The organism is uncultured Desulfovibrio sp., from assembly GCF_944324505.1.
GTDB lineage: Bacteria > Desulfobacterota > Desulfovibrionia > Desulfovibrionales > Desulfovibrionaceae > Desulfovibrio.
Map to the genome: position 1 here is coordinate 1 of NZ_CALUWO010000008.1, position 12,738 is coordinate 12,738.

The window sequence follows — 12,738 nt, forward strand, 5'->3', positions numbered from 1 at the left end:
TTCCCGGGCCGGCCCGCTCCACGGTGCTCCGCTCTTCGTTTGTCAATGCCTCCCGAAGGTCACTTGCCGTTTCCCCCGGGCGCGAAGTGCGTTTATGCGCCGGATGCCACACAATGTCAAGCCATTTTTTTACTTCAGGCCAACCACCAGCGTATCCCCGATCTGAAGATTCTGCTCATCCACCTCATTCCAGCGCTTGAGATCGGCCACGCTCACATTGTGGCGCCGGGCAATGCTCCACAGATTATCATTGGCCTGCACCGTATAAGTGGACCGGCCGGCCTTCTGGCTGCGCCGGCCGATGCTGCCACTGGGATTCTTGCGCGCGCTGGCCACCTGTTCCGCCCCCTCCTTGCCGGGAATGCGCAGACGCTGCCCCACACAAAGACGGCCGGGATTGTCAATATCGTTGAGTTCCTGGAGATCCGCCACGCGCACGCCGTACTGCCGGGCCACGGAATACAGGGTCTCGCCAGAGCGGAGCACATGCGTTCCGCCGGCGGTCATCTGGCAGGACTCCGCGGAAAGGGCACGCTGCCTGGTCCCCGAATCCCGGCTCTGACGGCTGCGCCGGCCATCCACACGGGCCACAGCCCGCTCGCTCATGTCCACGCGGCGCGGCACAAGCACGGTATCCCCGCGCAGAATACGGGACTTGCCGCCGTTGGCAGCCGTGAGCTGGGCCACGGAAACGCCGCTGCGCCGGGAAATCTTGTCCCAGCTGTCCGCACTGGTGGTAACGCGCGCCTGGTGCCAGTCAGCATAGAGGCCTCCGGCGCGTTGCAAATAGGCCACGGCCCGCTGCTGCTGCATACGGGGAACATACACAAAGGTGGAACGCTCCGTGGACGAGATGGTCTTGAGGTGATGTTGGTTGTATTCCTTGAAAGTTTCCCAGTCCATGCCGCAGGCCGTGCTCAGGCCGCGCAGATCCGTGCCGGGGCGGGCCGTCAGGCGCTGCACCTGCGGTTCGGCATTCTGATTGATGGGACGGAAGCCCAGCGGCCCCAGGTTGCGCATGATCTTGCTGATGGCGATGAAGCGCGGCACATACTGCACGGTTTCGGGGCGCAGCCTGGCCTTTTCGTCCAGACGCATATTGCGCTCGCACACTTCATAAAAATTGTCTGCCCCGGTACCGCTCTTGGCGCGTCCCATCTTGCCTTCGCCGGCATTGTAGGCCGCAATGGCCGTGGGCCAGTCGCGGAAATCGGCATACAGCTTCTGGAGGTAATCTGCAGCCGCTTCGGTGGCCTTGTAGGGGTCCAGGCGTTCATCCATCCACTTGTCCTGGGTAAGGCCGTACTTCATGCCGGTATAGGGCATGAACTGCCAGGCGCCGGCCGCTCCGGCATGCGATCTGGCATCCGTGCGATAGCCGCTTTCCACAATGGCCAGATAAGCCAGCTCCTCGGGCATGCCCCGCGAACGGAAGACCTTGCGCGCATAGCCCAGATAGGGTTCGGAACGCTGAGCAAAAATTTCCATGGTGCGCCGGTCCTTGTGCAGAAAGTGCCGGTACTGGGTGGTGACGGCCGGCATGGCCGATGCCGGCACATTGCGGTCAATCTGTCCCCGGCTCTGGAGGGCAGCCAGTTCTGTCTGGGTCAGGGGCTGGGTATCTTCATTTTCCGGGATGACCAGGGCCGGCATGTCGGACTTGCCACCGCTCTGCTTTGACCCACATGCCGCCAGCATGAGGCTGGCACAGAGAAGGCAGAACACAAGCCCCCACCGCGTGGTCCTCTTTCCATACCATACCATGTCCACCATGAGACTCCTCCCGAAGCGCTTGCCATTGCCGCAGAAGCTGCGTAGACAAAGGCCTCTGCATCATCCCCGCGGCCCCCTGGCCGCCCTTTCCCGAACCTGTCGGAGATTCTTCATGCACGCTGCCACGTCCGCCCCGCTGCTGCCGGGCCTGAAACCTGTTCTTGAACTGCTGCAGAGCGATCCGCAGCGCATTGATCTTGTCTTTTGCCGCAAGGGCCTGCGCAGCCGGGAGGCCCTGCAGGTGCAGGACCTGTGCCGCAAGGGCGGCGTGCGCTACAGCCTTGTGGACACCGCCGCGCTGGACCGGCTCTGCCGCGAAGCCGCCGAGGCGGGACAGGCAGAGGTCAATCATCAGGGCGTCGTTGCCCGCCTGGCCGTCACGGAATTCCGCCAGCTGGACGAGCTGCTGGCCGCCGTGCGGGAAGCTCCCCTGCCCCTGCTGCTGGCCCTGGATCAGATGCAGGACCCCGGCAATGTGGGCACGCTCTGCCGCAGTCTCTACGCCCTAGGCGGCGCCGGCATCCTTCTGCCGCGGCATAACAGCGCTTATCTCGGCCCGGCAGCCCGGCGCGCCGCCGCAGGCGCCCTGGAACGGCTGCCCGTGGCCCGCGTGACCAATCTGGCCCATGCCCTGGACAGTGCCGAAGAAGCCGGTCTGACCATTTACGGGGCCGGCTGCTCCCCGCGGGATGATGACGCCTTTTGCCACGCCATGCAGCTGCCGGCCGTGCTGGTTCTGGGCAATGAGGACAAGGGCCTGCGCCCCGGCGTAGCCAAACGCTGTGCACGCATGCTGCGCATTCCGCTGGCCCGCCAGTTTGATTCCCTCAATGTGGCCCAGGCCGGCGCCATGCTCATGGCACTTGCCGCCGCCCGTCTGCATGCCTAGGTCGCGGTACTGTCAAGTATACCCATTTCGCCGCAGGATGCGAGCAGAAAAAGTCTAGACAAACATTACAGAATACATAGAAAACGACATGCGCCATTTTTCAGGATTTACTATGCCGTTTCTAAAACTGCTCTGCGTTCTATCATGCCATACAGATGCCGTTTTCGTCTCATACAGCATGTCTAAAAAATTTTTCTCAAGGCATACAGCAAGACGTTACGCGCACGATACGTGAAAAATACTTTGCGCTGCGCCGCATAACAAAAAAGCCCTTATCCAAGGGCTTTTTTGTTGCAGGCCGTATCCCTGCATTCCTGTCTGCCCGCCACGCCTTGCCGGACGGCTCAGTCCCGGGCGGGCTTGGGCGGACGGGGGCCAAAAATATCCGTCCCGATGCGCACGATGGTGGCGCCCTCCTTCACGGCACCGGGGAAATCTCCCGACATACCCATGGAAAGATGCGGCAGGGGCAGGCCGGTACGCTGGCGCAGGTCGTCGCGCAGGTTGCGCAGGCGGGCAAAGTAGGGCCGCGCCGCATCGCCGGCATCAAAGACCGGCGGCAGACACATGAGGCCCTGCACCTCCAGATGCGGACACTGCTCCAGAACGTAGTCGGCCAGCTCCGGCAGATCCGCCGCCGCAATGCCGGATTTCTGCGGCTCGTCGCCCACGTTGATTTCAAAAAGCACGGGCTGACGCCTGTCCAGCGCCACCAGGCGCCGTTCCATGGCATCGGCCAGCTTGCGTGAATCCAGCGTATGCACCAGGGCAAAGGCCCCGGCCACCTGGGTGGCCTTGCGGCTCTGCACATGGCCGATCATATGCCAGCGGATATGGGCGCAGGCCGCGTTTTCCGCCAGTTCCTGCCGCTTTTGCAGGGCTTCCTGCACGTAGTTTTCGCCAAAATCCACCTGCCCGGCGGCAGCCACGGCAGCCACATCCTCCGCCGGATGCAGCTTGGAAACCGCCACCAGGGTCACCTCGTCCCGCCGGCGGCCGGCATCGGCCACAGCCTTGTCCAGCCGCTCTAGAACAGCCTCGTAACGTGCGCGCACAGCCTCTGCGCTCATGACAGCATCACCTCGCCCATCTGTGTCAGCTCCTGCACAAGTGCCGGGTCTTCGGTCCAGTTTTCACGCACCTTGACCCACAGCTCCAGATGCACCTTTCCGCCCAGCAGCTCCACCATATCCTTGCGGGCTTCCGTGCCCACCTGCTTGAGCACCTGCCCTCCCTTGCCGATGACCATGCCCTTGTGCATGGCACGGGCAACATAGATCACGGCATGGATGATGGTCTGCCCGCGCTCGGCATCCTCCTCCCACTGCTCGATGTCCACAGCAATGCTGTAGGGCACCTCCTGGCGCAGCTGCAAAAAGAGCTTTTCGCGGATGATTTCCGCCGCCATGAAGCGCACGGGCGCCGTGGATATCTGATCTTCGGGAAACTGGGCCTCCCGCTGGGGCAGACGCGAGCACAGCAGGGCCAGAAGGTCAGGCAGGCCGTCCTTGGTGAGCGCCGACACGGGAAAAATTTCGGCATGGGGCCACATTTCGCTGAGGCGGGTCAGCAGCGGCAGCATGCGGCTTTTGTCGGCAAAGAGGTCCACCTTGTTGACCACCACGATCATGGGGCGCGTTTCATTGGCCAGGGCATCGGCCACGGGGGCCAGATCACGCTCCAGAAATTCAGGATGACGGATATACAGGTGGGCATCCAGCACAGGCATGATGACATCCGCCTGGCGCAGGCTCTGCCACACAGCCTGCAGCATGGCCTTGCTCAGACGGCCACGCACCTGCGAAAGGCCGGGCATATCCATGAAAATGGCCTGGGCCGAGGCATCGGTATGAATGCCCACGATCTGATTGCGGGTAGTCTGCGGCTTGGGCGTGACAATGCTCACCTTCTGCCCCAGCAGGGCATTGAGCAGGGTGGACTTGCCCGCATTGGGCGGCCCCATGAGTGCCACCCAGCCACAACGATAATTCTGTGCGGTCATATACATTGGCCTCGCTGGTCATACAGAGGAAGAGAAGGGACAGGCAGTCCTGTCTTTATGCGCAGGCCGCGGCTGCGGTCAAGCCCGGCGTGGCAAGGAGGGCCTACTGACACTTGATGATGAGGTTGCGCATGGGAATGTCGCCCACGGCGGACGTGTTCTGCGACAGAATCTGATACCTGCCGCCATCGCACATGTCGGCAGCGGCATTATAACACTGCGCCCAGTCGTTATCCATGCCGTTGCAGTTCACCGAATAGCCTTCGGTGCCGTCAGGCAGACGTGCCGAAGACGGTCCGCCGCCGCAGCCGGAAGCCAGCAGGGAGGCCATGCACAGTGACATGGCGAAAAAACGATACATAGCAGAACTCCTTGTTAACGACGCCCCCACGGGCGGCCGGATTCCTTATATCAGGGCACGGATCATGCCCACAACGGACACAACCATCAAAAAGAACATCACGCAGCGCCTGAAAAGCGCCTCATCCACCCGATGAAACCAGCGGGTGCCCAGCCACATGCCCAGCCACATGAAAGGCAGCACCACCAGCGCATCCAGGGCGCTCTGCCAGGTCATGAGGCCAGAATAAACAAAAAAGCAGGACGTCTGGATGTCAAAGGCCAGAAAAAGCACAATAAGCGTTGCCCGCGCAGCTTCCGCCGGCAGGGACATCATCATGAAGAGCACCACCGGCGGCCCGCCGTTGGACGAGGCGCCGTTGATGAAACCGGCCAGCGCTCCCACACCCATGATACCCAAGGGACCGAGCGTGCGCCGGGGCCGGAGGCCGGAAATGAGCAGCAGGGTCAGCGCCAGCACAATGCCATTCACGCCTACGGTCATGGTCCGGGTCGGAAGATGCAGCAAAAGCATCATGCCCAGGGGCGTCAGCGGAATGATGCCCGCCAGCAGCAGCGCGCAGATACGCCAGTTGCACTGGCGCCAGACAAATGGCGCATGGCCGGCGCTGGCAAACATCTCCCAGATGAGCAACAGGGGAACCACCTGGGCCGGCGGCAGGACAAAGGTAAGCATGACCAGGGCCAGCATGGAAAAGCCAAACCCCGTTGCCCCGCGGACGATACCCGCGGCAAAAACCACCACGGCAGCGTACGCAAAGATGAGCAAGCTGAACGACATGCCGTATCCTCCCCGGCCTTTGCGACATACATGCCGGCCTTAGCATAAAGCGCCAGGCAAGAGAAGACTTTACGAATCATCCGGAATGGCCTATGAAAAACAAAATTACCGGCGCTGTTTCAGCGTCGTCTTTCGTTTTGGCGGGAACATGAAACACAACGGCGTATTGACCGGAACATGCGGTCTGGCCCTGCTGGCGGTGGCCTATTGCGTGTGGACGGCCCTGGGCAACGATGTCAACGTCTGCATCACCGAAGGATGCAGCCTGTATCAGGATGTCACGGTGGCCGGCCTCTCGCTGTGGTGGATCGGCGCCGCCACCTTTGTGGTGCTGGCGCTGCTGGCCCTGGCCGGCGCGGCACGCCTGGGGCGCCTGCTGGCCGGACTGGCCCTGTGCGGGGACGTGCTGCTGCTCCTGCTCATGGCCGCCACGGCCCCCTGCGTCAGCTGTCTGGGGGTTGCCCTGTTCTTTGCCGGCGTCTACGCCGCCTTCCGGCACGCCCTGGCTGCGCAACAGTATAAGAATGCCCCCCCCCGCCGTTCGCTCCTGATCCTCGTCTGGGGCATTCTCTTTGTCATCAATGCCGGCGCCGCGGCGCGCTCGGCCGCCTCGCTGTGGCCCATCAGCGACATGACCCTGGGGCAGCCTTCGGTACGCATGTTCTTTTCCCCGTCGTGCAAGGTCTGCCGGCAGGGGGTGCAGGCGCTTTCCGGCCACATCGAGGTGGCCTTCTACCCCGTGGCCGACACGGCCGACGATCTGTACCGTGTTGCGGCCATGCGCACGGCCCTGGATGCGGGCAAGAGCATGATCGAGGCCTTCGAGGCCGCCCAGCAGGTCTCGCCCGACGACTACTCCGCCCTTTCGCCCGACATGCTGTGGCTGCGCCTGCGCCTCTTGCGCAACAAGGCCCATGTCTATCTGTCCGGTTCCCAGGTGGTGCCCTTCATCGAATATCGCGGCCTGCCGGCCATGCTGGCGCCCAAACCCCGCCCGGCTCGCAGAGAAAGCCCGCCCGTTCCGCCGGAACCCGTGGTGGGCGGGCAGACGCCCCGGCCCGGCTACAGCGCCCCCGACGAGAACTTTTTTGACGCCACCATTGCCGGACAGTGCGGCGGCAGCAAGCCCTGCGTGGAGTAGGCGCATGAAGGGTTTCTTATGAAAATGGTAGGAGACTTGACGTATTGTCGGCTTGTCTCGTATATCTAAACGCCTTTAACTCTAGCTTGTGAAATTGCCATCATGAAGATCCAGGACCTCTTCCGTTCACAGAAAGAAACCGTGGTCAACCAGTGGATCGAGGCGGTATATAATACTTATCCGCTTGAAACAACTGGCTTTTTGAGAACGCGCAAAGACCCCTTCACCAATCCCGTCGGCGATATGACCCATGAGGCGGCCGGGCGCCTTTTTGACGCCATTTCCGGCGAGGATACCGACCCCAAGACGGTGAAACATGCCATCGAGCGCTTTGTGCGCCTGCGGGCCGTGCAGAAACTGACGCCCAGCCAGGCCATAGGCGTTTTTCTGCTTATGAAGCCCCTCATGCGGGAGCATATCCTGCCGCTTTGCTGCGGCGAAAAGGGCATCACCGCCTATCTCAATGCGGAATCACGGCTGGACAGCGTTGTGCTGCTGGCCTTTGATATGTACACGGAGGCGCGCGAAACGCTAGCCGAATCGCGCATCACCGAAATACGCACCCAGTATGCGCAGGTCGTGCGCTGGGCGCAGACGGTGGACGGCAGCCCGGTTTCGGGCAAAAGGTAACACATTTCAAGCGAGGTTGGGAATGATCGCAGCGTTGGTGATGGTAGCGCTCATCGGGTGCATCGCTTGGGCGGGAGCCGCCGGTGGGCTGGGCTTCCTGTTCAGCGTGCTGCTGCCCTATGTGGCGGTTGCCATCTTTATTGTGGGCGTCATCAGACGCATGGTGTACTGGGCGAAATCGCCCGTGCCGTTCCGTATCCCCACGACGGGCGGCCAGGAAGCCTCTCTGGACTTCATCAAGCAGGAAAAGTGGGACTGCCCCAGCACCAAGGGCCAGACCATCGTGCGCATGGTGCTCGAAGTGCTGCTGTTCCGCTCCCTGTTCCGCAACACCCATGCCGAAGTCATCATGAATGACTCCGTCAACAAGGGTCCCCGCGTTGTCTACTATTCGTCCAAGTGGCTGTGGGTTTTTGCCCTGCTGTTCCACTACTGCTTCCTGCTGGTGTTCATCCGCCACTTCCGTTTCTTCCTGGATCCGGTGCCGGCCTGTATCACCTTCTTCGAAAGCCTGGACGGCATCATGCAGATCGGCGCGCCCCGCTTCTTCATGAGCGGCGGCCTGCTGCTGGTGGCCCTGCTTTTCCTGCTGACCCGCCGCCTGGTCAACGAACGCGTGCGCTACATCTCGCTGCTCAACGACTACTTCCCGCTGCTGCTGCTCATCGGCATCGTGGCCACGGGACTGTGCCTGCGCTACTTTGACAAGGCCGACGTGGCCTCCATCAAGGTCTTCACCATGGGCCTCGTGCATCTTTCGCCTGTCAGCGCGGCCGGCCTGCCGCCGCTCTTTGTGGTGCACCTGACGCTGGTGAGCGTGCTGCTCATCTACTTCCCCTTCTCCAAGCTCATGCACATGGCGGGCATTTTCTTCAGCCCCACGCGCAATGTGCCCAACGATACGCGTCGTGTGCGCCACATCAACCCCTGGAATCCTCCGAAGCAGTACTTCACCTATGCCGAGTACGAGGATGAATACCGCGAATTCATGGCCGAAGCCGGCCTGCCGCTGGAAAAGCAACCCGAAAAGGCCGCCGAGTAAGGAGTTTATATCATGGCAAAATTGCCTACGCCACACGAACTCATGGCCAGCCGCAAGGACTTTCCCGCAGGCAGCTGGCTGGATGTGAAGCCGGAATTTGCGCCGGGCAGCTTCTGCTACCCGGCCAAGGTCGAAACCATGGAACGCCTGCACATGCCCCATCCGCATGAGTGGGATCCCGCGGCCGAAGACTGGAACCTGCCCGACAACTGGGAAGAAATCCTGTGCGACGCCTTTGAGGACCGCCTGCAGAAGCACCGCTCCCTCAAGCTGTTCATGGACATCTGCGTGCGCTGCGGTGCCTGTGCCGACAAGTGCCACTTCTTCCTGGGCACCAACGATCCCAAGAACATGCCCGTGCTGCGTGCCGAGCTGCTGCGCTCGCTGTACCGCCGCGACTACACCATGGTGGGCAAGCTGCTGGGCAAGCGCGTCGGCGCCCGCGGCTGGGACAAGAACGTGGTCAAGGAGCTGTTCTACTACGCCTACCAGTGCACCGAATGCCGCCGCTGCTCCCTGTTCTGCCCCTACGGTATCGACACGGCCGAAATCACGGCCATCGTGCGCGAACTGCTGCATGAAGTGGGCCTGGGCACGCACTGGATCATGGACCCGGTGAAAAACTGCTCCTTCACGGGCAACCACCTGGGCATCCAGCCCCATTCCTTTGTGGAAATCGTGGAAATGCTGGCCGATGACTGCGAAACCATCACCGGCATCCGTCCCAAGACGCCCTTTAACGAAAAGGGTCACGAAATCCTCTTCATCACGCCCTCCGGTGACGTCTTTGCCGAACCCGGCATCTATACGTTCATGGGCTACCTCCTGCTCTTCCATGAGCTGGACCTGGACTACACCTTCTCCACCTACGCCTCGGAAGGCGGCAACTTCGGTTCCTTCGTGTCCTTCAACATGGCCAAGAAGCTGAACGCCAAGATGTACGCCGAAGCCGAGCGCCTGGGGGTCAAGTGGATCCTGGGCGGCGAATGCGGCCACATGTGGCGCGTCATCAACCAGTACATGGCCACCTACAACGGCCCGGCCCCGTCCTGCATGATGGATGTGCCCACCTCGCCCATCACCGGCACCCGCTTTGAAAACGCCGCTGCCACCAAGATGGTGCACATTGCGGAGTTCACGGCTGACCTCATCAAGCACAACAAGCTCAATCTGGATCCCAGCCGCAACGACCACATCATCACCACCTTCCATGACTCGTGCAACCCCGCCCGCGCCATGGGCCTGCTGGAGGAACCCCGCTATATCCTCAAGGCGGTGTGCAACAACTTCGTGGAAATGCCCGAAAACACCATCCGCGAGCAGACCTTCTGCTGCGGCTCCGGTTCCGGCCTGAACACCGAAGAAATCATGGAGCTGCGCATGCGCGCCGGCATGCCCCGCGGCAACGCCCTGCGCTATGTGCAGCAGAAGTACAATGTGAATCATATGGCCTGCGTCTGCGCCATCGACCGCGCGACCCTGACGCCCCTTGCCAACTACTGGGCACCGGGCGTGACGGTCAGCGGCCTGCATGAACTGGTGGCCAACGCCCTCGTCATGAAGGGCGAACAGAAGCGCACCATGGACCTGCGCCAGGAAGACCTGCCCAATGTGGACCCTGATGAAGAGGACTAATCCATGATGTACAACTCCAAAGCAGTCATTATCGGCGCCGTGATCTTTGCGGTGCTGTTCAGCATGCCGTTCTGGCTTAACCTGGGTGCGGACGACTACAAGCGTCCGGGTGTGACCCTGCCCCAGAACGAAAAGGAATGTGTGGAGCCGGTGGAATACATGCGCGCCGAACACATGAACCTCCTCAATCAGTGGCGGGATCAGGCCCTGCGCAACGAAAATCGCGTCTACAAGTCGTCCACCGGCAAGGAATGGACCATCAGCCTGCAGAATACCTGCCTGAAGTGCCATAACGACTATGCGGGTTTCTGCGAAAAGTGCCATATCTCCAACAGTGTGTATCCCTACTGCTGGACCTGCCACATCGCTCCCGAGGGGAAGAAGTAATGAACAAGAGCAGAAGAAGCTTTCTTAAAGTGGCAGGCCTTTCGGCCTTTGCCCTGAGCGGTGGTGTGGCTGCGCTTTCGTCCAATGCGCAGGCTGCCGCCATCATGCCCGGAAGCAGCTATACGCGCGGAGCCAACGCCCTGCATGCCAAGCGCTGGGCCATGGTCATTGACACCCGCGCCTTCAAGAGCGCCGACGACTACACGCCGCTCATCGAAGCCTGCCACAAGGCCCACAACGTGCCGAGCATCAAGGGGCACCAGGAAATCAAGTGGTTCTGGCTGGACACCTTTGATCACGCCTTCCCGGATGATCTCAACGAGCACCTGACCGCCAAGGTCAAGGACCGCATATTCCCGCTGCTGTGCAACCACTGCACCAATCCGCCCTGTGTGCGCGTGTGCCCCACGCAGGCGACCTATCAGATGGCAGACGGCATTGTGGCCATGGACTACCATCGCTGCATCGGCTGCCGTTTCTGCATGGCCGGCTGCCCCTTTGGCGCCCGTTCCTTCAACTTCATGGATCCTCGCAAGCATCTGCCCAAGGAAATGCCCAATCCCACCTTCCCCACCCGCATGCAGGGTGTGGTGGAAAAGTGCACCTTCTGTGCCGAGCGTCTGGCGCAGGGTCTCATGCCTGCCTGCGTGGAAGCGGCGGGGGGACGCATTCTCTTCGGTGACCTGGACGATCCCAACTCCGATGTGCGCCGCGCCCTGGCCGAAAACTACAGCATTCGCCGCAAGCCGAACCTCGGCACGCAGCCCGGCGTGTACTACCTCATCTAGGGAGAACAGGTTATGCTTGAAAAAGTGCTTACCGGTCCAAAGACCTTCTATCTGTGGCTGCTCTTCCTGGTCTGCGTGATCGCGGCCTGCGGTCTCGTCTACCTGCAGCAGCTGCAGCAGGGCCTCACCATCACCGGCATGAGCCGCGATGTTTCCTGGGGTCTGTATATCTCGCAGTTCACCTACTTCGTGGGCGTGGCGGCCTCGGCCGTCATGCTCGTGCTGCCCGCCTACTTCCATCACTACAAGAAGTTCAAGCGCATGATCATCTTTGGTGAGTTCATGGCCATTGCGGCCGTGTGCATGTGCTCGCTCTTCATCGTGGTGGACCTGGGCCAGCCCCAGCGCATGCTCAACGTCATGCTGCATCCCACGCCCAATTCCATCATGTTCTATGACATGATGGTGCTCATCGGCTACCTGACCCTCAATGCCATCATCGGCTGGGTCACCCTGGAAGCCGAGCGCCTGGATGTGGAACCGCCCAAGTGGATCAAGCCCCTCATCTACCTGTCCATCATCTGGGCCTTCTCCATCCACACCGTGACCGCCTTCCTGTACGCCGGCATTCCCGGCCGCCACTACTGGCTCACCGCCATCATGGCTGCCCGCTTTCTGTCCTCGGCGTTCTGCTCCGGTCCCGCCATCCTGCTGCTGCTGCTCTTTGTGGTTCGCCGCCTCACCGGCTTTGATCCCGGCCGCGACGCCATCAAGACCCTGACCACCATCATCACGTATGCCATGTGCATCAACGTGTTCTTCTACCTGCTGGAAATCTTCACGGCCTTCTATTCCGGCATTCCCGGTCACCAGCATCCCATCACCTTCCTGTTCGGCGGACACGCCGGGCATCTGACCTGGGTGAGCAGCTGGATGTGGGCCGCCGTCATCATGGCCTTCGGCTCCCTGATCATCCTCATTCCGCCGACGTGGCGCACCGGGCCGCTGCTGCCCCTGGCGCTCGTCATGCTGGTGGTTGCCAGCTGGATCGACAAGGGCCTCGGCCTGCTCATCGGCGGTTTCACGCCCAATATGTTTGAAACCATCACCGACTACGCTCCCACCTGCATGGAAATTTCCGTGGCCGTCGGCGTTTACGCCATCGGCGCGCTGGTCCTTTCCCTGCTGTGGAAGATCGCCCTCAGCGTGAAGAGGGAAGTGGGCAACTTCTGCGACTAGCAGATATCCCGCGGCTTCAGGAGGCCCCGCGCCATGGCGCGGGGCCTTTTTTCATGCCTGCCGGCCTGAGCATCAGCGCTGTCCGGGCATTTCCGTTGCGGGCCGCCGGCATCTTGCGTATACTGGAGCGC

13 protein-coding genes are annotated in these 12,738 nt (G+C 61.5%); 8 read left to right on the top strand and 5 right to left on the bottom strand.

The features are described 5' to 3' along the window. Positions 1 to 129 precede the first annotated feature (129 nt). On the bottom strand, positions 130 to 1,773 hold the full coding sequence (locus tag Q0J57_RS08620; RefSeq protein ID WP_297219287.1) for a lytic transglycosylase domain-containing protein: 1,644 nt from the start codon (positions 1,771 to 1,773) through the stop codon (positions 130 to 132). A 112-nt stretch (positions 1,774 to 1,885) separates the two neighbouring features. On the opposite strand from Q0J57_RS08620, the gene Q0J57_RS08625 reads away from it, so the two are divergent. After that, positions 1,886 to 2,662 (top strand): TrmH family RNA methyltransferase, encoded by a 777-nt coding sequence (locus Q0J57_RS08625; protein ID WP_297219289.1) that lies wholly within the window; start codon positions 1,886 to 1,888, stop codon positions 2,660 to 2,662. A 344-nt stretch (positions 2,663 to 3,006) separates the two neighbouring features. Here the strand turns inward: Q0J57_RS08625 and Q0J57_RS08630 are convergent, their stop codons facing one another. The 4 genes from Q0J57_RS08630 to Q0J57_RS08645 all read right to left on the bottom strand — a co-directional run bounded on the left by Q0J57_RS08630 (position 3,007) and on the right by Q0J57_RS08645 (position 5,805). Then, positions 3,007 to 3,732: a YggS family pyridoxal phosphate-dependent enzyme gene (locus tag Q0J57_RS08630; protein ID WP_297219291.1), complete on the bottom strand. Its 726-nt coding sequence runs from the start codon at positions 3,730 to 3,732 to the stop codon at positions 3,007 to 3,009. Next, positions 3,729 to 4,664 (bottom strand): GTPase Era, encoded by a 936-nt coding sequence (gene era / locus Q0J57_RS08635; RefSeq protein ID WP_297219293.1) that lies wholly within the window; start codon positions 4,662 to 4,664, stop codon positions 3,729 to 3,731. The genes Q0J57_RS08630 and era overlap by 4 nt, the downstream gene beginning before the upstream one ends. 103 nt (positions 4,665 to 4,767) lie before the next feature. After that, positions 4,768 to 5,025, bottom strand: coding sequence for a hypothetical protein (locus Q0J57_RS08640; protein ID WP_297219295.1), 258 nt, complete (start codon positions 5,023 to 5,025; stop codon positions 4,768 to 4,770). Positions 5,026 to 5,070: 45 nt separating this feature from the next. Next, positions 5,071 to 5,805: a sulfite exporter TauE/SafE family protein gene (locus Q0J57_RS08645; RefSeq protein WP_297219297.1), complete on the bottom strand. Its 735-nt coding sequence runs from the start codon at positions 5,803 to 5,805 to the stop codon at positions 5,071 to 5,073. A 148-nt stretch (positions 5,806 to 5,953) separates the two neighbouring features. Here Q0J57_RS08645 and Q0J57_RS08650 point away from each other — a divergent pair, with 148 nt between their 5' ends. The 7 genes from Q0J57_RS08650 (at position 5,954) to dsrP (ending at position 12,607) form a co-directional block, all read left to right on the top strand. Beyond that, entirely contained in the window at positions 5,954 to 6,946 is a 993-nt protein-coding gene (locus tag Q0J57_RS08650) for a hypothetical protein (protein ID WP_297219300.1), read from the top strand. 102 nt (positions 6,947 to 7,048) lie between these two features. Further along, the gene (locus tag Q0J57_RS08655) at positions 7,049 to 7,576 is read left to right on the top strand and encodes an RsbRD N-terminal domain-containing protein (protein WP_297219302.1); all 528 of its coding nucleotides are present in this window, start codon (positions 7,049 to 7,051) and stop codon (positions 7,574 to 7,576) included. Positions 7,577 to 7,598: 22 nt separating this feature from the next. Next, positions 7,599 to 8,618, top strand: a complete 1,020-nt coding sequence (gene dsrM, locus Q0J57_RS08660; RefSeq protein WP_297219304.1) for a sulfate reduction electron transfer complex DsrMKJOP subunit DsrM — start codon at positions 7,599 to 7,601, stop codon at positions 8,616 to 8,618. 12 nt (positions 8,619 to 8,630) lie between these two features. Further along, positions 8,631 to 10,253: a sulfate reduction electron transfer complex DsrMKJOP subunit DsrK gene (gene dsrK / locus Q0J57_RS08665; RefSeq protein ID WP_297219306.1), complete on the top strand. Its 1,623-nt coding sequence runs from the start codon at positions 8,631 to 8,633 to the stop codon at positions 10,251 to 10,253. Between the two features lie 6 nt (positions 10,254 to 10,259). Beyond that, positions 10,260 to 10,640: a sulfate reduction electron transfer complex DsrMKJOP subunit DsrJ gene (dsrJ, locus tag Q0J57_RS08670; RefSeq protein WP_297219423.1), complete on the top strand. Its 381-nt coding sequence runs from the start codon at positions 10,260 to 10,262 to the stop codon at positions 10,638 to 10,640. Next, the gene (gene dsrO / locus Q0J57_RS08675; RefSeq protein ID WP_297219308.1) at positions 10,640 to 11,428 is read left to right on the top strand and encodes a sulfate reduction electron transfer complex DsrMKJOP subunit DsrO; all 789 of its coding nucleotides are present in this window, start codon (positions 10,640 to 10,642) and stop codon (positions 11,426 to 11,428) included. Before dsrJ ends, dsrO begins: the two co-directional genes overlap by 1 nt. A gap of 12 nt (positions 11,429 to 11,440) precedes the next feature. Beyond that, the gene (gene dsrP, locus Q0J57_RS08680) at positions 11,441 to 12,607 is read left to right on the top strand and encodes a sulfate reduction electron transfer complex DsrMKJOP subunit DsrP (RefSeq protein WP_297219310.1); all 1,167 of its coding nucleotides are present in this window, start codon (positions 11,441 to 11,443) and stop codon (positions 12,605 to 12,607) included. Positions 12,608 to 12,738 lie beyond the last annotated feature (131 nt).

Excerpts from the sequence above, each read along its gene's own strand:
- Q0J57_RS08650 (WP_297219300.1), top strand. The coding sequence starts at position 5,954 with ATGAAACACAACGGCGTATTGACCGGAACATGCGGTCTGGCCCTGCTG.
- era (WP_297219293.1), bottom strand. The coding sequence starts at position 4,664 with ATGACCGCACAGAATTATCGTTGTGGCTGGGTGGCACTCATGGGGCCG.
- Q0J57_RS08630 (WP_297219291.1), bottom strand. The coding sequence starts at position 3,732 with ATGAGCGCAGAGGCTGTGCGCGCACGTTACGAGGCTGTTCTAGAGCGG.
- dsrM (WP_297219304.1), top strand. The coding sequence starts at position 7,599 with ATGATCGCAGCGTTGGTGATGGTAGCGCTCATCGGGTGCATCGCTTGG.
- Q0J57_RS08625 (WP_297219289.1), top strand. The coding sequence starts at position 1,886 with ATGCACGCTGCCACGTCCGCCCCGCTGCTGCCGGGCCTGAAACCTGTT.
- Q0J57_RS08640 (WP_297219295.1), bottom strand. The coding sequence starts at position 5,025 with ATGTATCGTTTTTTCGCCATGTCACTGTGCATGGCCTCCCTGCTGGCT.
- dsrP (WP_297219310.1), top strand. The coding sequence starts at position 11,441 with ATGCTTGAAAAAGTGCTTACCGGTCCAAAGACCTTCTATCTGTGGCTG.
- dsrO (WP_297219308.1), top strand. The coding sequence starts at position 10,640 with ATGAACAAGAGCAGAAGAAGCTTTCTTAAAGTGGCAGGCCTTTCGGCC.
- Q0J57_RS08655 (WP_297219302.1), top strand. The coding sequence starts at position 7,049 with ATGAAGATCCAGGACCTCTTCCGTTCACAGAAAGAAACCGTGGTCAAC.
- dsrK (WP_297219306.1), top strand. The coding sequence starts at position 8,631 with ATGGCAAAATTGCCTACGCCACACGAACTCATGGCCAGCCGCAAGGAC.
- Q0J57_RS08620 (WP_297219287.1), bottom strand. The coding sequence starts at position 1,773 with ATGGTGGACATGGTATGGTATGGAAAGAGGACCACGCGGTGGGGGCTT.
- Q0J57_RS08645 (WP_297219297.1), bottom strand. The coding sequence starts at position 5,805 with ATGTCGTTCAGCTTGCTCATCTTTGCGTACGCTGCCGTGGTGGTTTTT.
- dsrJ (WP_297219423.1), top strand. The coding sequence starts at position 10,260 with ATGTACAACTCCAAAGCAGTCATTATCGGCGCCGTGATCTTTGCGGTG.